At 41.1% G+C, this 22788-nt stretch carries 28 protein-coding genes and 1 tRNA gene; 15 read left to right on the top strand and 14 right to left on the bottom strand.

Features of this window, described 5'->3' with window-relative positions; genetic code table 11:
- Nucleotides 1–28: 28 nt before the first annotated feature.
- The 11 genes from ACZ5GB_RS06735 to ACZ5GB_RS06685 form a co-directional block, all read right to left on the bottom strand.
- Nucleotides 29–532: a type IV pilin protein gene (locus ACZ5GB_RS06735; protein ID WP_464326462.1), complete on the bottom strand. Its 504-nt coding sequence runs from the start codon at nt 530–532 to the stop codon at nt 29–31.
- Between the two features lie 87 nt (nt 533–619).
- Nucleotides 620–1036 carry a hypothetical protein gene (locus ACZ5GB_RS06730; protein WP_464326461.1) on the bottom strand — a complete coding sequence of 139 codons (417 nt, stop codon included), beginning with the start codon at nt 1034–1036 and terminating at the stop codon, nt 620–622.
- Nucleotides 1037–1230: 194 nt separating this feature from the next.
- Nucleotides 1231–2985, bottom strand: coding sequence for a pilus assembly protein (locus ACZ5GB_RS06725; protein ID WP_464326460.1), 1755 nt, complete (start codon nt 2983–2985; stop codon nt 1231–1233).
- The gene (locus tag ACZ5GB_RS06720) at nt 2982–3203 is read right to left on the bottom strand and encodes a hypothetical protein (protein WP_464326459.1); all 222 of its coding nucleotides are present in this window, start codon (nt 3201–3203) and stop codon (nt 2982–2984) included. The genes ACZ5GB_RS06725 and ACZ5GB_RS06720 overlap by 4 nt, the downstream gene beginning before the upstream one ends.
- Nucleotides 3200–3919, bottom strand: a complete 720-nt coding sequence (locus tag ACZ5GB_RS06715) for a hypothetical protein (protein WP_464326458.1) — start codon at nt 3917–3919, stop codon at nt 3200–3202. The genes ACZ5GB_RS06720 and ACZ5GB_RS06715 overlap by 4 nt, the downstream gene beginning before the upstream one ends.
- A 3-nt stretch (nt 3920–3922) precedes the next feature.
- Nucleotides 3923–4567 (bottom strand): hypothetical protein, encoded by a 645-nt coding sequence (locus ACZ5GB_RS06710; RefSeq protein WP_464326457.1) that lies wholly within the window; start codon nt 4565–4567, stop codon nt 3923–3925.
- A complete protein-coding gene (pilM, locus tag ACZ5GB_RS06705) occupies nt 4564–5451 on the bottom strand; it encodes a type IV pilus biogenesis protein PilM (protein WP_464326456.1) in 888 nt (295 codons plus the stop codon). Before pilM ends, ACZ5GB_RS06710 begins: the two co-directional genes overlap by 4 nt.
- Nucleotides 5452–5512: 61 nt before the next feature.
- Nucleotides 5513–5737: a DUF167 domain-containing protein gene (locus ACZ5GB_RS06700; protein WP_464326455.1), complete on the bottom strand. Its 225-nt coding sequence runs from the start codon at nt 5735–5737 to the stop codon at nt 5513–5515.
- Nucleotides 5734–5940 carry a hypothetical protein gene (locus ACZ5GB_RS06695; RefSeq protein WP_464326454.1) on the bottom strand — a complete coding sequence of 69 codons (207 nt, stop codon included), beginning with the start codon at nt 5938–5940 and terminating at the stop codon, nt 5734–5736. The genes ACZ5GB_RS06700 and ACZ5GB_RS06695 overlap by 4 nt, the downstream gene beginning before the upstream one ends.
- A gap of 1 nt (nt 5941) precedes the next feature.
- A complete protein-coding gene (gene epmA, locus ACZ5GB_RS06690) occupies nt 5942–6811 on the bottom strand; it encodes an elongation factor P--(R)-beta-lysine ligase (protein ID WP_464326453.1) in 870 nt (289 codons plus the stop codon).
- A gap of 16 nt (nt 6812–6827) precedes the next feature.
- Nucleotides 6828–6903, bottom strand: a tRNA-His gene (locus ACZ5GB_RS06685).
- Nucleotides 6904–7008: 105 nt separating this feature from the next.
- On the opposite strand from ACZ5GB_RS06685, the gene ACZ5GB_RS06680 reads away from it, so the two are divergent.
- The 12 genes from ACZ5GB_RS06680 (at nt 7009) to ACZ5GB_RS06625 (ending at nt 18375) form a co-directional block, all read left to right on the top strand.
- Nucleotides 7009–7515 (top strand): hypothetical protein, encoded by a 507-nt coding sequence (locus ACZ5GB_RS06680; RefSeq protein ID WP_464326452.1) that lies wholly within the window; start codon nt 7009–7011, stop codon nt 7513–7515.
- Nucleotides 7490–8506, top strand: coding sequence for an IS200/IS605 family accessory protein TnpB-related protein (locus ACZ5GB_RS06675; RefSeq protein ID WP_464326451.1), 1017 nt, complete (start codon nt 7490–7492; stop codon nt 8504–8506). The genes ACZ5GB_RS06680 and ACZ5GB_RS06675 overlap by 26 nt, the downstream gene beginning before the upstream one ends.
- Before the next feature lie 51 nt (nt 8507–8557).
- On the top strand, nt 8558–9625 hold the full coding sequence (gene obgE, locus ACZ5GB_RS06670) for a GTPase ObgE (protein WP_464326450.1): 1068 nt from the start codon (nt 8558–8560) through the stop codon (nt 9623–9625).
- A complete protein-coding gene (locus ACZ5GB_RS06665) occupies nt 9558–10499 on the top strand; it encodes a DNA double-strand break repair nuclease NurA (RefSeq protein WP_464326449.1) in 942 nt (313 codons plus the stop codon). The genes obgE and ACZ5GB_RS06665 overlap by 68 nt, the downstream gene beginning before the upstream one ends.
- Nucleotides 10492–11361 (top strand): AEC family transporter, encoded by an 870-nt coding sequence (locus ACZ5GB_RS06660; RefSeq protein WP_464326448.1) that lies wholly within the window; start codon nt 10492–10494, stop codon nt 11359–11361. The genes ACZ5GB_RS06665 and ACZ5GB_RS06660 overlap by 8 nt, the downstream gene beginning before the upstream one ends.
- A gap of 32 nt (nt 11362–11393) precedes the next feature.
- A complete protein-coding gene (locus tag ACZ5GB_RS06655) occupies nt 11394–13370 on the top strand; it encodes an aconitate hydratase (RefSeq protein ID WP_464326447.1) in 1977 nt (658 codons plus the stop codon).
- A gap of 3 nt (nt 13371–13373) precedes the next feature.
- On the top strand, nt 13374–14378 hold the full coding sequence (locus ACZ5GB_RS06650) for a malate dehydrogenase (RefSeq protein ID WP_464326446.1): 1005 nt from the start codon (nt 13374–13376) through the stop codon (nt 14376–14378).
- On the top strand, nt 14359–15204 hold the full coding sequence (locus ACZ5GB_RS06645) for a fumarate hydratase (RefSeq protein WP_464326445.1): 846 nt from the start codon (nt 14359–14361) through the stop codon (nt 15202–15204). The genes ACZ5GB_RS06650 and ACZ5GB_RS06645 overlap by 20 nt, the downstream gene beginning before the upstream one ends.
- 160 nt (nt 15205–15364) lie before the next feature.
- Nucleotides 15365–15709, top strand: coding sequence for a hypothetical protein (locus ACZ5GB_RS06640; RefSeq protein WP_464326444.1), 345 nt, complete (start codon nt 15365–15367; stop codon nt 15707–15709).
- A 77-nt stretch (nt 15710–15786) separates the two neighbouring features.
- Entirely contained in the window at nt 15787–16230 is a 444-nt protein-coding gene (locus tag ACZ5GB_RS06635) for a porin family protein (RefSeq protein ID WP_464326443.1), read from the top strand.
- Between the two features lie 41 nt (nt 16231–16271).
- Entirely contained in the window at nt 16272–16874 is a 603-nt protein-coding gene (locus ACZ5GB_RS06630; RefSeq protein ID WP_464326442.1) for an IS607 family transposase, read from the top strand.
- The gene (locus ACZ5GB_RS06625; protein ID WP_464326441.1) at nt 16861–18375 is read left to right on the top strand and encodes an RNA-guided endonuclease InsQ/TnpB family protein; all 1515 of its coding nucleotides are present in this window, start codon (nt 16861–16863) and stop codon (nt 18373–18375) included. Before ACZ5GB_RS06630 ends, ACZ5GB_RS06625 begins: the two co-directional genes overlap by 14 nt.
- Before the next feature lie 208 nt (nt 18376–18583).
- Here the strand turns inward: ACZ5GB_RS06625 and ACZ5GB_RS06620 are convergent, their stop codons facing one another.
- Entirely contained in the window at nt 18584–19618 is a 1035-nt protein-coding gene (locus ACZ5GB_RS06620; RefSeq protein WP_464326440.1) for a succinate--CoA ligase subunit alpha, read from the bottom strand.
- 33 nt (nt 19619–19651) lie between these two features.
- Between ACZ5GB_RS06620 and ACZ5GB_RS06615 the strand changes: the two genes are divergently transcribed.
- The 3 genes from ACZ5GB_RS06615 to lpxE are packed head-to-tail and all read left to right on the top strand — an operon-like array spanning nt 19652 to nt 21524.
- Entirely contained in the window at nt 19652–20071 is a 420-nt protein-coding gene (locus tag ACZ5GB_RS06615; protein WP_464326439.1) for a lytic transglycosylase domain-containing protein, read from the top strand.
- Nucleotides 20072–20076: 5 nt separating this feature from the next.
- Nucleotides 20077–20988: an ornithine carbamoyltransferase gene (gene argF / locus ACZ5GB_RS06610; RefSeq protein WP_464326438.1), complete on the top strand. Its 912-nt coding sequence runs from the start codon at nt 20077–20079 to the stop codon at nt 20986–20988.
- A complete protein-coding gene (gene lpxE, locus ACZ5GB_RS06605) occupies nt 20988–21524 on the top strand; it encodes a lipid A 1-phosphatase LpxE (RefSeq protein WP_464326437.1) in 537 nt (178 codons plus the stop codon). Before argF ends, lpxE begins: the two co-directional genes overlap by 1 nt.
- A gap of 38 nt (nt 21525–21562) precedes the next feature.
- Here lpxE and ACZ5GB_RS06600 read toward each other — a convergent pair whose 3' ends face one another.
- Complete coding sequence (locus ACZ5GB_RS06600; RefSeq protein WP_464326436.1) at nt 21563–22480, bottom strand: MBL fold metallo-hydrolase; 918 nt, start codon at nt 22478–22480, stop codon at nt 21563–21565.
- Nucleotides 22477–22746, bottom strand: a complete 270-nt coding sequence (locus tag ACZ5GB_RS06595; protein ID WP_464326435.1) for a hypothetical protein — start codon at nt 22744–22746, stop codon at nt 22477–22479. The genes ACZ5GB_RS06600 and ACZ5GB_RS06595 overlap by 4 nt, the downstream gene beginning before the upstream one ends.
- Between the last annotated feature and the right edge of the window lie 42 nt (nt 22747–22788).

Raw genomic sequence — 22788 nt, 5'->3', positions numbered from 1 at the left:
AAGCCCCCCCAAGAGGGGGCTGGGATGGTTATTGTCCTGATTCTACAGTGCATCTAACGCTTTGGTTTTGATAGAAACATCTTGCACGATAGTCCTTAACACCATCAAGACGTGCAACTACGCTTGGTGGATTGTTTGGATCGGCAACTGTAATTTGGCCATCATTAGTACATGCTACATTTTGAATTCCGCTAACCTGCGGGTTAGTACCAGAGCCATCAACTACTAGAGTAACATTTCCGCCAGCGGTATTTCTAGGAGTTTGTGTGCCACAGTTATTAAGGCGATTTCCATCTATTTGTGTGCTTGGATTTTCCATACACCAAGCTACCGCATCCATCAGACAAGCTCTTGCTATAGGTTCTGCATAAGAGCTTACCTTTGCCCTTCTTTGGTATGCAAGATACTGCGGTATGGCCAAGGATGCCAAGATGGCTATGATGGCTATGACTACAAGGAGCTCAATGAGGGTAAAACCCTTTGAGCTGTTGAGCCTTACGGCTTTGCTTGTGGCTTGGTAAAGGTTTCTCATGGCTAAACCCTCCTTTAGAGTATTTCCTCCCCTTTTAGAGGAGGATAGGTATATTTTTATCACTTTTTATACACATGTCAAGCATCTTCACGAAAACTTCACGCTTGAATAAACCAATATACCAACGCTAAAAGAAAGCATAGCCAAGCCCAAAAGCCTTCCAAAAGGTATTCCGCTGGATATGAGATAAAGGCCTATAAGGGGAAGGCTATAGGCGAGGATTACCCAGTTTTGGTCTTTTTGGTATCTTATTTCAAGGAGCCTGGCAATAGGGGGTGCTTCTTTTGTCTTTATAAAGGCGTAGTAATAGCCAACTATCAAAAATAAAGAAAGTATGAGCTGAAAGTAGGCTTGTGCCTTTGAAGAGGAAAATAGGTAGCCAAGCATTATACTAAAATCTGAAGAGTATATGGAGAGTTTTAGTATATAGAAAAGCAAAAGGTTATCCAAAAAGAGGGAGACCAAGGAAAGAGTAGGCAATGGAGGGCTTTTCTTCTTTTCCATTAGAATGACTTCGCAAATACCGGCTAGAGCATTTTTAAGCTCAAAAAACTGGTCTTCTTTGCATTCTATTGTAACCTGATCTGAATTCTCCGAAAGGCTTTTATAAAGTGGGGCGGGGCTCAAGCCCAAGTTGACAAAGTGCTCGGAAATCTTATCCACATTGCCCTCATTTACGCCCCTTATCAAAACCCTCATTATTGTGTTATCAAAGTAGGAGTAATAAATATCAATAGCTCTCTATCAGCTTGATTTATCCTCTCCTGTCCGAAGAGATATTTGAGAATTGGTACTCTTACTAGGCCTGGCACACCTTCATTAGTTTGACTATCTTGACTATCTATAACACCGCCCAACACCACAGTCTGGCCACTTTCCACTATTATCTTTGTTTTTACCTCCTTGGTATTTATAGCAGGTCCTTGTGGTGTTTGAATACCAACCGTATCTCTCCTCAATGTTAAATCTATTAAAATCCTTCCGTCTGGAGACACTATTGGAGTAACGTCAAGCTCCAAAACTACATCTTTAAACTGTACATTTTGAACGGCTGTAGCACCAGGTCCAGGTGATGCTGTCAAATATGGCACTTGTATACCTTGTTTTATAATAGCCTTCTGCCCGTTTATAGCAACAACCATGGGCTTTGCTATACTTTTTGCTTTGTTTATCCTTTCAAGGGCTGAAATTCTGAGATTAAGTGCATTCAATATGCCTTTTTGATAAGTAAAGACAAAAAGGCCACCAGGATTTGGAGAAAGTTGCGGTATCAAGATTGGTGAGCCTGCAACGTGTGGAGGTAGGCCCATATTAGCACTTACACCGCCCTCCCAAAATTGTGGTACTCTAGCTTGAGACAAGAGGGCATTCCAGTTTATACCGAGCTCCCTCAAAGTTTCTGAGGATATTTCTACAATACGAGCCTCTATGGATATTCTCACAGGCGTATCACTAATATATTCTTTAAAAATCTCTTTTATTCTTTGTATTACATCCGGATAATCTGTTATCATTACAGCGTTAAATTCCCTTATTACAGGCACAGGGCCGGCAAGCTTTTCTCTTACTTCTTCTCTGGTAGTCTTACCAGCAACTCCTGTTCTTACTTCATCCACTCTTTCCTTTTCTACCAAAGCTCCACCACTCAAAACTTGCCCAGCCTCGGACCTATAAGGCTCTATCATCTTGATAAACTCTTCCGGGCTTACATACTTAAGGTAAAAGATCTTTGTGACAGGCCTTCTTTCTGAAGGTGTGGTAGTTAAAAAGGGCTTTAGGATCTTTTCATACTCCTCCAATCTCTTGGGTGTATCCCTTATAACCAAGGCGTTAAAGTCGTAGGCTTTTGTTATGAGTGTGTCTTGAGATGTATGAGGTTTTATCCTTTTCTCTGCCTCATCCGAGTCTATAAACTTTAAATAAAAAACCTTGGTTTGTATTTCCTCCCTTGGTACTAAGGCTTGCGCCAATCTTCTATAATCCTTTAAAACAGGCTCAAGCTTTTTTATATTTGCTTCCTCATCTCTCACATATATGGTTTTTAGAGTTTTATCCCATACTATCTCCGCAGAGGGGCTTACCCTTGCCTTTAAAAAGTTTATAACCTCATTTACTTCTCTTTCATCCAGTCCAACCACGCTTACACTTATGCTTCCAGCTTTCGTGATACGATAAACCTTCTTATCTACCGGTACGGCTATAAGGTTATTTTCCTTCAAAATAATGTTAAAAGCTTCCCCAACAGGCACAGGCTTATATATGGCTACGCTTACCGTTTTCTGAAGGTCTTGTGAAATGGCGGGGTCAAAGACAAGGTTCATCTGAGAAACTTCTGATAAAGCCTTTAGCACCGTTTCCAGTTTTACATTTTCAAACTTCATCTCCCTTATAACCTGAGCATGGGAGAAGCTAATAAGTAGCACCAGTAAAAAGGCATAGATAAACCTTTTCATTTTTTTCCTCCTTCCTCTACCCTTTTTAGATAATCGGATGGTTTTTTATCCACTTTTATAGTCTTTACAGAACCTCCCTTATCTTCTATCACAAGATAGTTTTCTACCTTTCCCTTTTTTTCCACCACTATATAACCCACCACACCTTCAAGGTTCTGAAAGGCATTCTGCGCATAAGATAGGCTAACAAGTATAAGTGCTACAATATACCTTGTCATTGCCCTTCCTCCTTCATAATTAAGAATAGCACAACTTCTGCCCTTACTTTATTTGCACCTTCCGGCGTCAATGTTATGGAAGAAGGATAGGATATTACCCCTTCTTTTGCAAGCCTTTCTAAAAATTTTCTAACCGACCCATAGGGACCAGAAAGAGTGATCTTTAATTCGCTCCTTAAGAAGCTTACACCCTTTGGCTGTTGTTGTGCTTGCTTTTGTTGTTGTTGTGTTTTTTGTTGTTGAGCTTGTTGTTGCCCTTGCTGTTGCTGTTGAACTTCTTTTACTATTTTCTTATCACCTTCCTGTATAAGCTCGTAATTTACCTTTTGTGGGCTTGACACCTGAAGGTTAAGTATTACTACTCCGCTTTTAGTGGCTATGTTCCCTATATTTCTTATGATCTTTGCAGCATCCTTTTCTGTAGGTATTTCACCTACCATACTGGTAAGTTCTGCGTATTTTTGTGCATATTCCAGTTCCAATCTTTCCTTTTCTTTCTTTAAGTTATTCAAAATAGTGGGCTTCATACTGCCCTTTATAGTTTCTATTTCTTTTTCTACTCTATCCTTTTCCAATCTTAATCTGTTGGTTTCTTCTAAAGCTGGCGATATGAGAATAAACCATATATAAAAGATTAGTAAGATAGGTAAACCAAGCACCAAAAAATACTTCTGCCAGGGTGGTAGGTTCTTAAACTGCGCTTTTATGTTTTCCATGACCTATTTCCCCTCCTGAATAGGCTTCTCCATATAAAGCTTGGCATTGTAATACTCAAAACCGCTTGGCGTTGCCTTCCTTTCTACAGGGCTTATGGTAATCTTTTTGGACCTATCTCCCACAATTTTACCATAGGTGCTAATACTTTGATAATCAAAGGTATTTATATCCAGTTCAGACTTTACTGTTTGCGTATTTATATCCAGACTTTGCTTGTAAGTATTAACCCAAGATGTTTTTGGTAAAGATAGAGTATATAAATCAAGGCTGTTGTTAAACGGATTATAGTAAGATTTTAGCCCAACAATAATGTCTTTGCTTTTATCTATATCTTGTATTTGAGCTTTTAAACGTGCAATCTCTGTTTCCAAAGATTTTTTCTGTTCCAAAAATCTTTTTGATTGAGCTTGAAGCCTGCTTTTTTCTATGTTCAATTCTTCTAACTTCTTCCTTAAATCTTCTTTATCTTGGTTCAGTTTGAAATAGTATCCTGCAACGAGTATAACCACTACCCAAAGAAAGGCTCCAGCGTAATACAAAGAATTTACTTTTAAAAGGTCCTGCACTTTTAAGTTTTTTAAAGCTGTTAAGTCTATGCTTATACCTCTTTTCTTCTGTTCAGCCTTTAGTAGATTTATCTTAATCATTTCTCTAACCCCCTTATACAGAGGCTATATGGTATGAAGAAGCTGGATGGTATGCCTTCTAAATCAAGCAAGCCAAAAATAGGCACATTTTCCATTATACGTGTGGTAATGTCTTCGTATAGCAAAACAGGTCCGGCTATATAGAGGCTTGTTATGTCATTAATAACTACAAAGTTTACTATTCCAGAAATAAAAGATTCAAAGGTTTCTTCATTTTTATTCTCTAAGTATTCTGCAAGGCTCCATTGGTCTACATAATAACTTATGCTTGATGTGGAATAGTTAACCAGTATAGAATAGTCATAATCTACGTGTAAAATAGAAAAGGGCAAAGGAAGCTTATGATATAGGCCATAATTTATTATGGCTACCACTTCATAATCAAGAACTTTTAATTTTAATCCTGCAGATTCAATCAATTTTTTTACGTTTTCTACTGTTTCTTTGCGAGCAATTACCGCAATCACGCCTACTTTTTTAGGGTCTGGGAATGAATCAAGCACATAGTAGTCGTAATATGCCTCCTCTTTTAAAGCAAGAAGTTCCCTTTTTATTGTCCACTCTATGGAGTTTTGGAGATCCTTTTTGCTAAGAGCAGATGGATAAGTATAAAACTTCATAAGTCCTTCATTAACAGATAAGCATGCTATAACCTCTTGACCCTTTATGTTATACCTTTCTACCATATCTCTTAAGGCCTGCGCTTTATCATCCTTATAGGAAGCCTCTAAAGGTTCAAAAAGCAAGCTTTTATCTCTTTTTAGTCCCAATATCCTTATTTTACTATTTGTATAGTGTATGGCTATGCTACTTTTCTTTGCTGCATTTCCCAGAGAAAGGTGAGGAAGCTTAAACTGTGGTAGTTTAAGAGTTGGCACTTTCATATTACCCTCTCCTTTCTATTGATAGTTCGTACTAACATCGTATAACCCCCCTTTCCTTTAATTATAGCACTTCAATCTCAAACAGCTTTAACTTTCCAGATGCACCCCTTAGGAGCCTTACCTTAGATTTAGAAACCCCAAAATGTTGTGCTAATAGCTCTGCTATTCTGTTGTTTGCTTTCCCGTCCTCCGGTGCTTCCTTTACCGCCACTTCATAAAGACCTTTTTCTACTTCTTTCACATACTCCACCTTTGATTTTGGCTTGGCCCTTACTTTGATTATCATTCCTCAGGAACTTCCCTACTTGCCTCGTACTTTATGGTATAAACAGCCACAAAGCCGTCTATACCATGTTCTCTTAGAAAGCTTGTTTCTACATCAAGCACTCGGCCACCTTCCTCCTCAATGGTGGAGATTACCTCGTTGAGCTTTTCCGTTATTTCCTTATCGTTGCCTTCAAGGAACACAACCATGCACCTGTATGCCATATTAAAAGTATAAACCTTCTAAACTTTCCAAGCCCATATAAACCATAAATAGCCTTTCAAGGCCTATAGAACAGCCAGCACAGGGAGGAAAATCTTCATAAGCCTTAAGAAGCTCCTCATCCATAGGTAGGTCCCTTCCTCTTCTGTATTCATCCATCCTACGCCTTATCTCTTCCTTGTTTTCCTCTTCTGTCCAGCCGTTGGCTATCTCCACACCTTTTATATAAAGTTCAAACCTCTCTGCGTAGCCATCCCTTACTTTGGCATAAGCGCTTAGCCTTTTTGGAAAGTGTGTTATAAACTCTGGCTTTTCTTTTCCAAGATATCTTTCTACATCTATGTAAATTCTAAAAAATAGACTCTCCCAGTCTTCCTTGTCATCAAACTCGTAGCCGTAGGCGATAAGATTGTTCTTAAATATCTCTTCATCCTCGGAAAGTATAACTCCTGCATATTCTTCAAAGGCATGTTCAAGCCTTGTTGTAAGGTAGTCCTGTGAAATACCCAAAAAGGAAAGAAGTTCTCCTATTTCTTTTATTAGATAGTTGTAATCCACACCTACCTTGTACCACTCAAGCATGGTAAACTCTACCTTATGTAATCTTCCACACTCGTCGTTCCTAAAGACTTTGGCAATCTGGAAGATGTCTTTTTTGTACTTTGAAAGCATCTTTTTCATGGAAGGCTCTGGAGAAGTCTGAAGCCACATTTTCTTTTCTCTTCCACACTCTTTTACATTTACCTCTATAGGCTCTACGTTTAGGTCTATGTTTGGAAAGGGGAGGAGTATGGGGGTATAAACTTCAAGATAGCCTTTTTCTTTGAAAAAATTCCTGACCTTTTGAATAAAACTGGACCATTCTAACAGCATTTAAAGGATTATAACATGGGGAGAGCGACGGGAGTCGAACCCGCGACCCGTGGATCCACAGTCCACTGCTCTACCAGCTGAGCTACGCTCTCCTCCACAAGATTTTTATTATAATCCCTTTGGGCTATTTAGGCAAGTAAGCTTGAGGGTGTGTCAAAAATCCACCTTACCTACGGTTATGTTAAAATAACGAAGAGATGATAACCATAAGTGCTAAACTTTTATTCTCAAACTATCAAGACAAAGAGAAAGTCTTAAACCTCATGAGAAAATGGTCCTCAGCTATGCGATATGCCTATAAAAGGCTTTTGGAGGGAACGGAAATAAACACTTTAAGAAAGTTAATCCAAGGTGTATTTGGACTAAATTCTAGATATTCGTATTCAGCCATTGTTAAAGCTCAAGCTTTGATGAAAGTAAGAAAAGAAAAAGGACAAAGCTTAAAAAAGGTCATCTTTGGTGGAAGGGATATTTTTAGAAAACTGCAAAAAAGACATATAAATGGGAAAGACTACCAAAGACTAAAAACTCAGTTCCAAGAGAGAAGGAAGGGAAATCTATACTCCATAGGACAAAAACACTCAAAAGGAAATCAAAACACAAGGATAGAGGTAAGAGAGAATGGAACATATCTTAGAATAAACACAGGAGAAAGGCAGTATGTATATGCCTTGATAAGTGCAAGAGAGAATAGAAAAGATTAAAGAGATAGCCTTTTCTGGAAGAGCATATACGGTAGAGCTAAAGCTAAGAGATGGCAACATCTATGCCTACTTCACTATAGAGGAAGAATATCCAGAAGTAGAGATTACAAAGGATTATGGAGTAATAGGCATAGATTTAAACGCCTATCCAAACCACATAGCTTGGGCAGAGACGGATGAGTGTGGAAACCTTTTAAGCTATGGTGAGGTGCCTATGCCAGAGCTATCAAGTGGCAATGGCAATAAGAGAGACTATTACACATGGATATACGCACATAAGGTTATAAGCTTAGCCAAAGAGAAGGGAAAGGCAATAGTGATAGAGAAGCTAAGGATAAAAGACAAAGGGAAAAGGGGGGATTATTCGGGAAGGCTTTCAAGAAGGATAAGACATAACTTTGCTTATAGGAAATTGTTAGAAAGGATAAAGCTATTGGCTAAAAGGGACGGCATAGAGGTGATAGAAGTAAATCCAGCCTACACATCCATCATAGGCATGTTAAAGTATGCACCGCAATACATGGTAAGCAAGGATATGGCAAGTGCCTATGTGATAGCAAGGAGAGGCTTAGGACTAAAAGAAAAAGTGCCAAAGAATTATATGGAGCTTATAAGAAGGCTAAGTGTAGAAGGACTGATGGAACTGAAAGAGTATGTGAAAGAAAAGGTAAAGAATGCCTATTTGAAGGCTAAACACATAAAGGAGATAGAAGCTTTGATAAAGACTTTAAGCCTTGGGAGTGAGCCAAGGAGAGTATTCCAGCCTCTGGATGGAACAAGCGGGGATACTCTTAATCTCTGGCGAGTTCTCAAGGTAGTGGTGCTGACTGCACTCTCTCCTGAGAAGGTCTTAAGGGACCTCTCTGTCCTGAAGGAGAAACTCTTTCGGGGCTTGTGGGGAGACCCGAGAAGGGCGCAAGTTCCCGTTGCAGGGGACGGGGGCGTAGCCTACGAATATGTTAGTAGGCTATTTTGGGAACACCCTGAGTAAGCTTGGAGTTTGAGTTATCACTGAGCCTTTACAACTATTATACTTTTCCTTATGTTTGTTGATAGGGTAAAGATACATGTTAAAGCGGGAGATGGCGGAAATGGTGCCGTGGCCTTTTTAAGGGAAAAGTATAGGCCCTTTGGTGGTCCTGCTGGTGGAGATGGTGGAAAGGGTGGAGATGTTATTTTGGTGGCAACTACTCGTAAGCATACTCTTTACGATTTTAAATTTCAAGCCCACTTCAAGGCCCAAAGGGGGGAGCATGGAAAGGGAAAAAACCAGCATGGAAAGGATGGAGAGGACCTAATAATATACGTGCCGGTTGGCACTGTGGTTATAGATGCAGAAAGTGGAAAAGTGCTGTGCGACCTTGTGGAAGATGGTCAAAGGTGTGTGGTGGCAAGGGGTGGAAGAGGTGGAAGAGGCAATGCCCGTTTTGCCACGCCTACAAACCAAAGCCCAAGGTATGCGGAGAAGGGAGAAAAGGGAGAGGAAAGATGGCTTATCCTTGAGCTAAAGCTTATAGCGGATGTGGGCCTTATAGGCCTTCCCAATGCTGGCAAATCCACCCTTATATCCAAGCTAACCAAAGCAAGGCCAAAGATCGCAGACTATCCCTTTACCACCCTTTCTCCAGTGCTAGGTGTGATGGAAGTGGATGAAGAGACTCAAATTGTCCTCGCAGACATACCGGGACTTATAGAGGGTGCCAGTCAAGGCAAGGGCCTTGGCCATGAATTTTTAAGACACATAGAAAGGACAAAGCTCCTTTTACATCTTATAGATATATCCGATACAAGAGACCAAGACCCCATAAAGGCCTTTGAAATAGTAAACAAAGAGATGGAAAGCTACAGTCAAGACCTTATGAAAAAGCCACAGATAGTTGTTGGCACCAAGCTTGACGCCCTTTCTGACAGGTCCTATATTGAGGTTTTGGAAAAGGAGTTTGGTAAAAGAGGGTATACCTTTATAGCCATATCTGCCATTACTGGTGAAAACCTTGATAGGCTAAAATACCTTATAGTGGAAAAAGTAAAGGAGATAAAGGATGAAGCTTTTGGGAAGGTACAGCATATCCCTAAGCCCCCAACAGCCAGTGGAGATAGAGCCGGCTGAAGTGGAAGAGTCGGAGCAGTTTTTGGACTTTGCCGAAGAGCCAAGGGTGTATGAAGGCTATAGGCCCGAAGAAGGCCTTAACTTAGTCTTTGTGGACGGTGTGAGAAGGACAGAATGCCTTGCATACATAAAAGATGAAGAAACGGGTGAAAGCTCGGAAGGTGCTTTTGTATCCTTGGGTGCTGGCGCTCTAAGGGTAGAATATGGAAGGCTAAACCTTATAAAGGAATCACTTATTTTTAGTGAAGTAAAAAGAATTATGGCTTTTAAGGGTAGTTTTCTTCTTCAAAGCCTTTTAAACTTCAAAGCCTTCCCCGTAGACGGAGATATTTCTGTGGAAGTTAATAAATATATGAGAGATGAATTGGAGGCCCACATTGCCTTACAGGCTTATAAAAAGTTCCCTAAGGATCTAATAATTTGTGATGGAACTCTAAGCTATAAACTTAAAAATACGCCAGCCATAGGCTTTGTAAAAAGCATAAAAAGGCTTTACTTTGATAAAAAGTATCTAAACCTTTTGTATTCTCTTAAGCCTGGCCAAAGAAGCCCCATCATAAAAATCCACTACCAACAAAAACAAGAAGAGAAGGAAAAGGTGGATAAGCTTACTTGGTATGTAAAACTTTCCAACCATGAGGGCCTTCATGGCATTGCAAGGGTGGAGGTCTTTCCGAAGAAAGATTTTGAGGAAGTAAAAAGGCTTGCGGACCTATCCGCCGGTCTTTTGCCCCTTTTTGCCAGCACCTCCTTTCAAGATAGGAGGTCTCCACAGAACCTTCTGCCCATAGGAAGGCTTGAGAAGTTTTTAAGGTCCCACCTTGGCGCCTATGGCATAATAAGAAGGCAGATAGAAAGCTTTTTGTATGCTTGAGATTTTCCTTACTGTAGGCATAGCATACATATTTAAGAGGTTTGGTCTGTTTTCTTCCGAACATTCAAAGGTTTTGGTAAATTATGTGCTATACTTTGCTCTGCCCCAGCTTAGCTTTAAAACCGCTTATAACCTTGGCTTTTCAAAGGAAGTGGCTTTTGTTAGCCTTGGTGCTTGGATGGTAATAATCTCTTCCATAGCCTGTGCCTACCTGATAGGTAGGCTTATAAAGCTTGATAAACAAAACTTGAGGAGCCTTATGGTGGTTTCTGCCTTTGGCAATACTGCCTTTTTGGGTTATCCTTACACCTTTTCTTACTTTGGTAGTGAGGGCCTAAGGTATGCGGTCATATACGATAGCATGGGTTCCTTCCTTGCAGTTTCTTCTCTGGGCTTTCTCATAATAAAGGGAGGGCTAAACTTAAGGTCTGTGCTTTTCTTCCCACCCTTTTTGGGCCTTGTGTTTGGCTTTCTCTTGAGAGGCTTTAGCCTTCCCGAATATGTGTGGAAGTTTGTAGATTTTTCCGTAGCTTCCTTGTTGCCCGTGGTTCTTTTTTCCTTGGGCCTTTCCTTTGAGCTTTCTCACGCGGGCAAGGGTCTTAGGCTTTTGATTGTAGCCTTGGGTATAAAGATGTTCCTTTCTCCCCTTCTCGCCGTAGCTTTGTTTAAGCTCTTGCCCCTTAGCCCCTTGGCCTACAAGGTTTCTGTGCTTGAGTCTGCCATGCCCACCATGATAACGGCAAGCCTTCTGATGTTAAAGTATGGACTAAATCATAATTTGGCCTTTGCAAGTGCGGGTATTGGAATGCTACTTAGCTTTTTAAGCATACCACTATGGGTTTTTATTATTAAAGAGCTATAATATAAATCATAACTTTTTGAAAGGAGGCACGCATGGCAAAAGGTACTGTGGCTTACAAAATACTAAAAGACCACCTTGTTAGTGGAAGGCTTGTGCCTGGAGAGGAGATAGCCATAAAGATAGACCAAACCCTTACCCAAGATGCCACTGGAACCATGGCCTATTTGCAGTTTGAGGCCATGGGCGTAGATAGGGTAAAGACTGAGCTTTCCGTTAGTTATATAGACCATAACATGCTTCAAACGGACTTTAGAAATCCCGATGACCATAAATACCTTATGAGCATTGCCAAAAGGTATGGTATTTGGCTTTCCAAGCCCGGCAACGGCATATGCCATCAAGTTCATGTAGAAAGGTTTGCAAAGCCCGGAAAGACCCTCTTGGGTTCCGATTCTCACACTCCCACATCTGGTGGTGTGGGTATGATAGCCATAGGAGCTGGTGGTCTTGATGTGGCCGCCGCCATGGCCGGAGAGCCTTTCTACCTTAAGATGCCAAAGATAGTGGGTGTAAAGCTAACAGGTAAGCTTCCACCATGGGTGACTGCAAAGGACATAATCCTTGAGCTTTTAAGAAGGCTAACGGTAAAAGGTGGTGTAGGGAAGATATTTGAATACTTTGGAGAGGGTATAAAGGAGCTTTCTGTGCCAGAGAGGGCCACCATAACCAACATGGGCGCAGAGCTTGGAGCCACCACTTCTATCTTCCCTTCCGACGAGATAACAAGGGCCTATCTAAAAGCACAGGGAAGGGAAGAGGATTGGATAGAGCTACTTCCAGACCCGGATGCAGAATACGATGAGGTCATTGAAATAAACCTCTCTGAGCTTGAGCCTTTGATAGCCTGCCCCCACTCTCCAGACAACGTGGTGCCTGTGAGAGAAGTGGAAGGTATAAAGGTGGACCAAGTAGTCATAGGCTCTTGCACCAACTCTTCCTTTGTGGACCTAATACGTGCTGGCACATTGCTAAGAGGCAAAAAGGTGCATCCGGACGTGGTCTTTGCAGTAGCCCCTGGTTCAAAGCAAGCTTTGGAGCTTATAACACAAAACGGTGTTTTGCTTGACTTTTTGAAGGCTGGAGCCAGAATCCTTGAAAGCGCCTGTGGGCCTTGCATAGGTATGGGCTATGCACCACCAAGCGGTGGAGTGTCCATACGTAGCTTTAACAGGAACTTTGAAGGAAGGTCTGGAACGCCAGACGCCAAGGTTTATTTGGCTTCTCCAGAGGTATGTGTGGCTTGCGCCATAGCTGGAGAGATCATAGACCCAAGAAAGCTGGCAGAGAGAGAAGGAATAAAGTGGATAAAGGTGGAAATGCCAGAAAGGTTCCCTTACGGCGATGAAGCCTTTATACCACCACTACCGGAAGAAGAGGCAAAAGAGGTGGAAATATACAGGGGTCCTAACATAAAGCCCCTTCCCGAGTTTGACGAATTGCCAGAAAGCATTTCTGGAGAAGTTAGCCTAATAGTGGGCGATAACATCACCACAGACCACATTATGCCAGCGGGAGCCAAAATCCTACCCCTTAGGTCCAACATCTACGCCATAAGCGAGTATGTTTATCACTACGTAGACCCAGAGTTTGTCCCAAGGGCCAAAAAGATAAGGGATGAGAAGGCAAAGGCAAACATCATCATAGGTGGTGAAAACTATGGACAAGGTTCTTCAAGGGAGCATGCGGCCTTGGCTCCAAGGTTCCTGGGTGTGCGTGCGGTAATAGCCAAGTCCTTTGCCCGAATCCACCACGCCAACCTTGTAAACTTTGGCATAGTGCCACTTGAATTTGTGGATAAGGAAGACTACAACAAGTTCTCCTTGGGCGATGAGATAGAGATACCGGATATTATAGAAAGGCTAAAGGCTGGAAAGGAAATAGTGGTGATAAACAAAACCACAGGAGAAGAGGTAGTTTGCAAGTATAACCTTACTCCCAAGCAGATATCTGTCCTTTTGGCTGGTGGGCTTTTGAACTGGATAAAGAAGAAGCAAAAGGTGGAGGTATAAACTATGAAGATGCGCAAGGTGGTCTCTGTTATAGGTGCGGGTAATGTGGGGGAGCATACGGCAAGCCTTTTGGCCTTGAGGGGGCTTGTGGATGTGCGCATGTTTGACCTGCCAAAAAAGGATGGCGAAAAACTCATTGAGCCGGTAAAGGGCAAAGCCCTTGACATTCAGCAGATGCTTTCAGCCCTAAACATTGATGGAAAGGTGGAAGGCTATACGGTTAGCCCGGAGGGAGAAGGCTACGAGGCTCTAAAAGATAGCGATATAGTGGTTATAACGGCAGGTTTTCCAAGAAGGCCAGGCATGTCCAGAGAGGACCTTTTGGACAAAAACATTTCCATCCTTTCCCTTATAGCAAGCAAGATAAAGGAATATGCGCCAGAGGCTATAGTGATAGTGGTAACAAACCCTGTGGATCTTATGACCTATGCAGTCTATAGAATTTTGGGCTTTGAAAAGAACAGAGTTATGGGTATGGCTGGAGTTTTGGACTCAGCCCGTTTTAAGACCTTTATATCAAGGGAGATAAAGATATCACCCATGGATATACACGCCTATGTGATAGGTGGGCATGGTGATGAGATGGTCCCGCTCATATCCATTTCTAACGTGGGAGGCATACCTTTAAAGGATATGCTACCAAGAGAGAAGATACAGGAGCTTATAAAGAGGACCCAGTTTGGTGGTGGAGAGATAGTGGACCTTATGGGCACATCGGCCTACCATGCTCCGGCCGCTTCCATAGTGCAGATGGTAGAGGCCATAGTGACAGACAACAAAAGAATACTTCCATGCTCGGTTTATTTAGAAGGAGAGGTGGGACAATACTACGAGGCGGAGGGCCTTTGTGTGGGCGTGCCAGTAAAGCTTGGCAACTGCGGAGTGGAAGAGATAATTAAAATACCCATGATAGAAGAGGAGCGCCAGATGTGGAAGAGGTCTGTAGAGTCTGTAAGAAAAAACATAGCCCTTGTGGAGGAGCTTTTAAATGCGAGAAATACACTATGAACAGATAGTAGAGGCAGTAAAAAAGATAGCCATAAAGGCAAACTATGAAATTCCGGAGGATGTAGAACTTGCCTATCAGATTGCCTTAAAAAGAGAGGAGTCAGAACTGGGAAAGGAAGTCTTGCAACAGATCCTTTTAAACATAAGGGCAGCAAGGGAAGAGCAGATGGCCTACTGTCAGGATACGGGCGTGGCTGTAGTCTTTGTGGATATAGGCCAAGATGTGCATGTGGTAGGTGGTTCCTTAGAAGATGCCATAAACGAAGGTGTTAGAAGGGCATACACGGAGGGCTACCTTAGGGCTTCTATGGTCTATGACCCAGTCTTTGAGAGGAAGAACACAAAGGACAATACACCCGCCGTTATACACTACAGGGTTGTGCCGGGAGACAAGCTAAGGCTTATCTTTGCACCAAAGGGTGCTGGGTCAGAAAACACATCACGCCTTGCCATGCTAAAGCCTGCAGACGGCTGGGAAGGTGTAAAGAGATTTATACTTGAGACGGTAAAACTGGCAGGTCCCAATGCCTGCCCACCTTTCACGGTGGGTGTGGGCATAGGTGGAAACTTTGAATACTGCGCCCTTCTTGCCAAGAGGGCCCTCTTGAGGCCTGTGGGAGAAAGGAGTCAAGACCCAGTGGCAAGGAGGATAGAGGAGGAGCTAATAGAGGAGATAAACAAGATAGGTTGGGGTCCCATGGGCTTTGGAGGAACGGTGACCGCTGTGGATGTAAAGGTGGAGCTATACCCCTGCCACATAGCTTCCTTGCCTGTGGCCGTTAATATTCAGTGCCACGCCAGCAGGCATGCAGAGATAGAACTGTGAAGTATATACTCATATTGGCCTTCATAGGCTTGATAACCGTGGTCTTTTTGAGTGGGTTGGCTTTTAGGTGGATAAGAAGTAAGATCTTTTACAATTGAGGCTAAATTAATGTTGTCAAATTAACCCAATTATACTAAATTATTATCCAAGGAGAATTTACATGAGGGAAATCCTGCTAAAAACTGTAAAAAAGGTAACCCTTGAGATCGTATACGAAGTTGTTGATGAAAGAACAAAGGCCATCCTTGAAGAGATTAGAGAGATCAAAAAAAGACAAGAAGAGGATTTCAGGTTTTTAAATCAAAAGATGGATAATACAGCTACACAGCTTAATCAAAAAATAGACACTCAAATAGCACAGGTTAGGGAGGAGATAGGCCAGCTCAGGCAAGAGATAGGGCAATTAAGGCAGGAGATCTTTCAAGTAAACCAAAGGATAGACCAGCTTAACCAAAGGGTAGATACGATTATCCAATTGCTTATAGATTTAAGAAGGGGAGGTTAAGGATTGAGCTTTTTGGCTGTTGATTTAGAGGCTTTGATATAATATTTAAGTGAGAAAAATTTTATGGGGTATGTTCCATGAAAAAACTCATCTTAACTTCAGCCGTCCTTTTGCCTACCTTTAGCTTTGCCATCGGTGTGGAAGGCAGCATTGGAGTGTGGAACCAAGACCCAAGCGGCTACATAAGCTATAAAGGAGACCAGATTGACGTAGACAGCAACCTAAGGTATGGCAAAAAGACAAGGCCCATGGGCAGGCTAAAGATTGATATGCCTTCTATTCTGCCCAACATCTACCTTATGGCAACACCCAGCAGGTTTGAGGCAATAGGCCAAAAGGATGCAAGCTTTACCTTTGGTGGTAGAACTTATAATGCTAATGTGCCATTCTACTCCAAAACAAGGCTTGACCACTACGATATAGCCCTCTACTATGGAATACCCGGCCTAAAGAAGCTAACAAATGGAGTACTTTCTGCAGAACTTGGCATAAATGTAAGAATTATGACTAAAATTTTTTAGCAACTCTTGACAAAATGCAGTCAAATGATTACTTTAATTGTATGAAATCATATGAAGTGATGGAGATTTTAAGAATATCCCGGAGTACTTTAAGAAGACTCAGGAAGGAGGGAAAAATAAAAGCAACTCGTTTGCCAAATGGCAGATATGAATATGACGAAGATAGTGTTTACAAGTACCTTTTAGAAACTACAGGAAAGTCCCCGTACAGAAAAACTATCATTTATGCGAGAGTTTCCACTCCAAAACAGAAACAGGATTTAATTAACCAGATAGAGCTTGCCAAGAGTTTTTGTATTACAAGAGGCTGGAAAATAGATGGAGTTTATAAGGACATAGCTTCAGCTCTTAATTTTGATGCAAGAAAAGACTTCCAAACTCTCTTAAACGAGGTTCTCAGTTATCGCATAGAGAGAGTGGTGATAACCTACAGGGACAGACTTACGAGAACAGGGTTTAATTTCTTTGAAAACCTCTTTTCAAGATTTGGAACCCAGATAGTGGTGATAAATGACTATACGAGCGAAAAGAAAGATGTTGAAGAAATAATTGAAGAAATCATCACTCTGCTACATTCATTTTCCATGAAATATTATTCAAACAGAAGAAAACTCAGAAAGGCGGTAGAAGATGTTCTCAGGTAAAAGAGTTCTTACCATAAGAATAGGGGGAAAAGAAAGAAAAAGAAAAGTAAGAACTCTACTTTTAGACCTTGCTCACTTTAGAAACATACTTATAATTCTTGTCAGAAAATATTATACGCTTTATAAAGAACATTTACTAAACCAGTCTATTCTTTATGGCCTTGTTGCAAAAAACTATACAGGTAAATACAAAGAAGAGTTTGAAAAGGTCTTAAAAAATATAGAAAGTAATCCTGAATTAGCAGACCTACTTATAAAACTTAAAAATCAAAAAGAGAAAGTAGATAATCCTTGCTACATCCAATACATCATCCGTCAGACTATAAAAGACTTTAAAAGCTTTTTTAAATCTCTTGAAAGCTTTAAAACCAATCCTGAAAAGTTCAAAGAAATGCCAAAACCACCTAAAGCTAAAAAACTTAAATACCTTATGAACTTTTCTGTAGAAGGAAATGTTAACACTTTTAAGCAAGAAGGAGATAAAATAATAATCAGGCTCAAAAACAATAAGTATCTTAAAGTTAAATTACCTAAAGATTTCCCTTATAAAATTTCTTCAGTAAGAATAAAACTCTTTGGCGACGACCTCTATGTAGATGTTGTTTATGAGTATCCTTTAAAAGTAGAACAGCCAGAAGGAGAATACAGAGCAGGAATAGATATAGGATTAAATGAACTCCTTTCTGTCGTGAGTGAAAATCCAGAGTTAAAAAGTTTTATAGTATCAGGAAAAGAAATAAAAGCTTTCAATCAGTGGTTTAACAAAGAAATGTCAAAACTTAGAGCTGAAATAGATAACTTAAGAAACTCTATCAAGAAAGGTTTTATTGAAAACGAAGTTGCTACTAAGAAGATTCATGAATTAGAATTAAAGATGAAATCTTTATCTTCCTACAGAAAGAGGTGGCTTGATAACAACTTTCACAAAATAGCAAGGAAACTGGTTGATTTACTCCGTGAAACAGGACATAAAACCATCTACATAGGAAAAAATGCAATTGAAAGTAAAAACGGCATAGACTTAGGAAAGAAAACTAATCAAGAGTTTGTATCTATTCCTTTTAGAAGGTTAATAGAGTTAATAGAGTACAAAGCTTATGAGTATGGAATGGAAGTTATAGAGGTTGATGAGAGTTATACATCTAAAACATCACCGTTAGCTAATATATTTGAAGTAAAAGAGACAAAAAATAAAGAAATATGTCAAGGAAAAAGAGATGGAAATATATTTAAAGATAAAGTTTTAAATAAAGTATTTCACGCAGACTTAGTAGGAGCTGTGAATATTATTAGAGTAGGAGCCAAGCTCCTGAGACTTAGATTTTACGAAAATCTTAAAACTTTCTTTATAAAGCTTTGCAATCCTGTAAGACTTAAATTGATTGATTTGTTTTACAAAGTATCTCCTGAGTCCTTACGGATAGGGAGTAGTAGGCAGGGAACATCATTCCCTGCAGGGTGGATGGAAAAACCAGGTTATTTGAATACGTTTGAAACTTAAAACCTGGTTTTTCTATACCTGACCTAATCGGCAGGCTAAAGGTAAAGCCTGTTAAGCATGTCTTTTTGGCTGGTGGCTACAGGTATCAGGAGCTTAAGATAGATGTATCGGATGTAAAATCTAAGGTTAAGCTAAAAGGACCCTTTGTAGAAGCTGGCTTTGAGTTTTAAAACTTTTGGGCTGGGGAAAACCCAGCCCTTATTTTTTATTAGCCTTTAAACTGGCAGGTCTCTTCGTCAATGGTGGAGTATAGGGGCTTTACCCTTCCTTCCGGTGTGGTATCCTCAAAGTCCCTTGGGACTCCAAGCTCCTCAATGCAATGCACAAGGTCGTGGTAGAACTCGGCCACCTTTACAAGGCCTGTAATCTTTCCAACTTCGTTAAAGGCCTTTATCTTATCTGTGGCCTTTCCTTTACCTCTTTCCACTATGGCGCCAGCATGTCCAAAGGACACACCCTCAAGCTTTTCTTGGAACCTTCCGGCCACAAAGGCAGCCACTGGCTTGTTCCACCTTCCTTCCTTCCAAAGCCTCAAGATGGTCTCCGCAGCCTTCTCCTCGTAGGACCCGCCTACCTCACCTTGTATTATCACACCTTTTACCTTTGGGTCATCCGCTATGTTTTCCAGTGCATCCGCAAAGGTGGTGCAAGAGATCACGTCACCGCCCAAGGCAAGGGCCATATAAACGCCCCAACCCCTTCTTTTGAACATCTCCGCAGTGGTAGTTGTAAGACCGCCAGACTTGGAAAGGATTACAAGACCACCTTTTTCGTAAGCTATGGATGGGTTCTTTCCGCCTATGGCTCCTATCCTTGCTGGCACCCAAGGCATCATGCAACCAAGGGATGTGGGACCTACTATGATAACGCCCCTTTCCTTTGCGTAGTGGTAGAAATAAACTGTGTCCCTTATAGGCACATGCTCGGTGATTATGTATATGAGCTTTATACCCGCATCCACAAGCTCAATGACCGCATCTTTCACAGAGGCCGGAGGCACATACACTATTCCCGTGTTTATCTCTGGGTGCTTTTCAAGAGCCTCACTTACCGTGTTATACACTGGCTTTCCTGCCACTTCAGAACCGCCCTTACCGGGTGTTACACCAGCCACTATAAATCCCGGGTATAGAGCTTCCGACTCAGCCACAACTTGAGAAGCCTCCCTTCCAGTGATACCCATAACAAGTATCCTTGTCCTATCGTTAAGATATACGGTGCCCACATTCCAATTTTTCTCCATCTTGAACCTCCAAAGAAAAGATATGATTATTATATGATATTTTTAATCTTACTGCTTTTGCTTACCTCTCATGCCTTTTCTTTTTATCATTGCTTTTTTGATGCGGGAGAAAGGTACAAGGTTGACCCTGTGCTTCTCATAGCCATCGCCAAAAGCGAAAGTGGCTTTAACCCAAGGGCCATAAACACAAACAAAAACGGCACAAAGGACTACGGCATTATGCAGATAAACTCCTACTGGCTTGAAAGGTACAAAATACCAAAGGAGTGGATCTTTGAACCTTGCTACAACATACATTTTGGGGCCATGGTGTTAAGGAAATGCTTAGACCAAAGCCCAAACATAGCCGTGGCCGTAGATTGCTATAACAAAGGGAACAAGGCCAAGGGCTATGGTGCCTATGTGGAAAGGGTATTTAGAAATTACAAAAAGTATTACACTATGTTAAAATAAATAAGATGAAAAGGAACTTTGTGGACCTTTGGGACATAAGCCCAGAGGAAGGGTGGGAAATAATAAGATGGGCGAAGGCTATAAAAGAGGGTATAGATAAGGGGAAATACCTACAGGGCAAAAATTTAGCACTATACTTTACCAAGCCTTCTACAAGGACAAGAGTATCCTTCGAGGTAGCCATAAACCAGCTTGGAGGCCATGCCATCTTTTTACAGGAAGGAAACCTACAGGTGGCAAGAGGAGAGGACCTGAAGGACACTGCCAGAACCCTTTCAAGGTACTTGGACGGCATAATCATAAGGACAGATTCTCATAAAAAGCTGGAGGAATTTGCCAAGTATGCAGACATTCCTGTTATAAACGCCCTAACCGATATGTCCCATCCCTGCCAGATATTGAGCGATGTTTTTACCCTTTATGAGGCCTTTGGAGAAGATATAAAAAACATAAAAATAGCCTACGTGGGAGATGGAAACAACGTATGCAACACATGGCTTGTGGGTGCAGGCCTTTTTGGCCTAAACCTTTTTGTAGCCACACCCGAGGGTTATGAGCCAAGCAGTCTATACTATCAGGCGGGGGAAGACCTTTGTAAGATAACTGGCGGAAGCGTATACCTTACAACAAACCCCATTGAGGCAGTGAAAGAAGCCCATGTAGTGTATACAGATGTCTGGGTAAGCATGAACCAAGATAGGAATGAGGAAAAGATCCAAGCTTTAATGCCTTATCAGGTAAATTCCAGCCTACTTTCTCATGCAAGGCCAGAGGTAAAAGTCATGCATTGCCTTCCGGCCAAAAAGGGAGAGGAGATAACAGAGGAAGTTTTTGAAGCTTATGCGGACTTTATATTTACACAGGCCGAGAATAGACTACATGCCCAAAAGGCTTTGTTTAAATTTCTATTCTCTTAATGAACGTAGAGGACTTTAGCCTTAATATAGAGCTTTTTTATTTAATAAATCACACAAGACATCCTTTGCTTGATGAGTTTTTCAGATATTTTTATGTACTTGGAAAGGGCTACATACTTATTCCTATTGTCATTTATTTGGCTTTTTTAAAAAGAGAGAAATTAAAGCCCTTTATACTTGCCCTTGTTTTGGAAAGTGCCTTAGTGCATATTCTCAAGTTCGCCTTTAAGGCTCCAAGGCCTGCAAGCATGCTAAAGGATGTATATCTACTTGAACCTTTATATCATAAGTCCTTTCCGTCGGGTGATACTGCCATGGCCTTTCTCCTTGCCTGCTTTTTCTCTCAGGGAGCTTCAACCCCTATAAAAATACTTCTCTTTGTTTATGCCTTTTTAATAGCTTACGGGAGGATGTATTTGGGTGTGCATTTTCCCATGGATGTGCTTGTGGGAGCTATTATAGGTGTTTTAAGCTGTAAATTTTTTATAAGAAGGCAAATGTTTAAATTTTTTCACAAAAAGGAACAAAGCCCGTAAGGTATTAGTTAATAGATGACCTTTGTATTTTAGATGTATTACTCTTCCATATCAAGCTCGGCATCCACTTTGAAGAGGTTAGCGTTATGAAATGCTTCATACATAACAGCCTTGCTATAAGGATTGTTCTTGAGAATTTCTTTTATTTCGTCTATGCTCTTGCCCTCCTCTTTTAGCTTCTTTATATTCTCCCTTAAAAACTTTACATAACCAAGGGTAAAATCTACCGCAGACTTATCCATGGGTTCATTGTGTCCTCCCAAAAGAAGCTTTGCATCCATACTCTTTATCCTTTCAAGGGCTTTTATAAGGCCTTTTGAGCTTGCGCTCCTGTCTCCCATAAAGGGTATTCTATTTTGGTAAACAAGGTCTCCGGTAAAAAGCACTTTTTGAGATGGCATATAGACCACAAGGTCGTTGTCCGTGTGAGCAGGAGCCATAGAAAGGATTTCAAAGGTCTCTCCTCCAACCTTTAGCGTAAGCCTATCTTCCACAACCATATTTGGTGGAACCAAAACAACATTTTCAAAAAGCCCTTTAAACCTTTCCTTGTTTGCATTAAGAACCGTGTTAGCCTCTCCAGACTGATAGAATTCCAAAAGCCTTTTGTGGGCTATTATCTTTGCACCAAGCTCTTTGTAGGTCCTTGCACCATACCAGTGGTCCGGATGGTAATGTGTAATAATGGCATACTTTATAGGTGCCTTTTTTACCCTCATAAGGTTATCTACAAACTCCTTAGAAAGCTCTGGAGTAGACAGGGCATCTATAACAACCCATCCTTCCTTTGTAAGCACGGCAAAGGCGTTGGACATAAAGCCTCTGTTTTCCACAGAAGGCAGGGCATCCACACCCCTAACCATGTATATATTCCCATGCACCCGTTTTAACTTCATCTCGGGCGCCATGGCAAAGGCAAGGGTTAGAAAAATCAAAAGAACCTTTATCATTCTCATGGCTTTAAAGACCTCCCTTCAAGTTGTGCAAAGATGGGGCTATATAGTGCTATGGCTATGAGGAGTAGGACCACCATTATCTTCATATAGGCCTCAAGCCTTCTTATCTCAGCCCTTAACGCATCCTTCACTCTTTTTATCTCTTGCTTTTTCAACTCTCCTATATCCTGGATTACCCCCTCCAGAACTTTGGCAAACTCTCTTGCCTTTTCATTTCCAAGCTTCTTCTCAAGGAAGTTATAAAGCCTTAAAGCGGATTCTATCATGCTTTAAAAATTATACCTTTTGGGCTATAATTTCTATAACTC

Source organism: Hydrogenobacter subterraneus (assembly GCF_055390195.1).
Note: the sequence above shows the minus strand (reverse complement) of the source record. Positions and strands in the feature narration are given on the sequence as shown.

Excerpts from the sequence above, each read along its gene's own strand:
- ACZ5GB_RS06710 (WP_464326457.1), bottom strand. The coding sequence starts at position 4,567 with ATGATTAAGATAAATCTACTAAAGGCTGAACAGAAGAAAAGAGGTATA.
- ACZ5GB_RS06680 (WP_464326452.1), top strand. The coding sequence starts at position 7,009 with ATGATAACCATAAGTGCTAAACTTTTATTCTCAAACTATCAAGACAAA.
- ACZ5GB_RS06665 (WP_464326449.1), top strand. The coding sequence starts at position 9,558 with ATGAAGCTTTTGGGAAGGTACAGCATATCCCTAAGCCCCCAACAGCCA.
- ACZ5GB_RS06625 (WP_464326441.1), top strand. The coding sequence starts at position 16,861 with ATGTTCTCAGGTAAAAGAGTTCTTACCATAAGAATAGGGGGAAAAGAA.
- ACZ5GB_RS06715 (WP_464326458.1), bottom strand. The coding sequence starts at position 3,919 with ATGGAAAACATAAAAGCGCAGTTTAAGAACCTACCACCCTGGCAGAAG.
- ACZ5GB_RS06640 (WP_464326444.1), top strand. The coding sequence starts at position 15,365 with ATGAGGGAAATCCTGCTAAAAACTGTAAAAAAGGTAACCCTTGAGATC.
- ACZ5GB_RS06620 (WP_464326440.1), bottom strand. The coding sequence starts at position 19,618 with ATGGAGAAAAATTGGAATGTGGGCACCGTATATCTTAACGATAGGACA.
- ACZ5GB_RS06635 (WP_464326443.1), top strand. The coding sequence starts at position 15,787 with ATGAAAAAACTCATCTTAACTTCAGCCGTCCTTTTGCCTACCTTTAGC.
- ACZ5GB_RS06600 (WP_464326436.1), bottom strand. The coding sequence starts at position 22,480 with ATGAGAATGATAAAGGTTCTTTTGATTTTTCTAACCCTTGCCTTTGCC.
- obgE (WP_464326450.1), top strand. The coding sequence starts at position 8,558 with ATGTTTGTTGATAGGGTAAAGATACATGTTAAAGCGGGAGATGGCGGA.
- ACZ5GB_RS06595 (WP_464326435.1), bottom strand. The coding sequence starts at position 22,746 with ATGATAGAATCCGCTTTAAGGCTTTATAACTTCCTTGAGAAGAAGCTT.
- ACZ5GB_RS06735 (WP_464326462.1), bottom strand. The coding sequence starts at position 532 with ATGAGAAACCTTTACCAAGCCACAAGCAAAGCCGTAAGGCTCAACAGC.
- ACZ5GB_RS06645 (WP_464326445.1), top strand. The coding sequence starts at position 14,359 with ATGCGAGAAATACACTATGAACAGATAGTAGAGGCAGTAAAAAAGATA.
- ACZ5GB_RS06700 (WP_464326455.1), bottom strand. The coding sequence starts at position 5,737 with ATGATAATCAAAGTAAGGGCCAAGCCAAAATCAAAGGTGGAGTATGTG.
- lpxE (WP_464326437.1), top strand. The coding sequence starts at position 20,988 with ATGAACGTAGAGGACTTTAGCCTTAATATAGAGCTTTTTTATTTAATA.
- ACZ5GB_RS06655 (WP_464326447.1), top strand. The coding sequence starts at position 11,394 with ATGGCAAAAGGTACTGTGGCTTACAAAATACTAAAAGACCACCTTGTT.
- epmA (WP_464326453.1), bottom strand. The coding sequence starts at position 6,811 with ATGCTGTTAGAATGGTCCAGTTTTATTCAAAAGGTCAGGAATTTTTTC.
- ACZ5GB_RS06695 (WP_464326454.1), bottom strand. The coding sequence starts at position 5,940 with ATGGCATACAGGTGCATGGTTGTGTTCCTTGAAGGCAACGATAAGGAA.
- ACZ5GB_RS06650 (WP_464326446.1), top strand. The coding sequence starts at position 13,374 with ATGAAGATGCGCAAGGTGGTCTCTGTTATAGGTGCGGGTAATGTGGGG.
- ACZ5GB_RS06730 (WP_464326461.1), bottom strand. The coding sequence starts at position 1,036 with ATGGAAAAGAAGAAAAGCCCTCCATTGCCTACTCTTTCCTTGGTCTCC.
- ACZ5GB_RS06630 (WP_464326442.1), top strand. The coding sequence starts at position 16,272 with ATGAAATCATATGAAGTGATGGAGATTTTAAGAATATCCCGGAGTACT.
- ACZ5GB_RS06615 (WP_464326439.1), top strand. The coding sequence starts at position 19,652 with ATGATATTTTTAATCTTACTGCTTTTGCTTACCTCTCATGCCTTTTCT.
- argF (WP_464326438.1), top strand. The coding sequence starts at position 20,077 with ATGAAAAGGAACTTTGTGGACCTTTGGGACATAAGCCCAGAGGAAGGG.
- ACZ5GB_RS06660 (WP_464326448.1), top strand. The coding sequence starts at position 10,492 with ATGCTTGAGATTTTCCTTACTGTAGGCATAGCATACATATTTAAGAGG.
- ACZ5GB_RS06725 (WP_464326460.1), bottom strand. The coding sequence starts at position 2,985 with ATGAAAAGGTTTATCTATGCCTTTTTACTGGTGCTACTTATTAGCTTC.
- ACZ5GB_RS06720 (WP_464326459.1), bottom strand. The coding sequence starts at position 3,203 with ATGACAAGGTATATTGTAGCACTTATACTTGTTAGCCTATCTTATGCG.
- pilM (WP_464326456.1), bottom strand. The coding sequence starts at position 5,451 with ATGAAAGTGCCAACTCTTAAACTACCACAGTTTAAGCTTCCTCACCTT.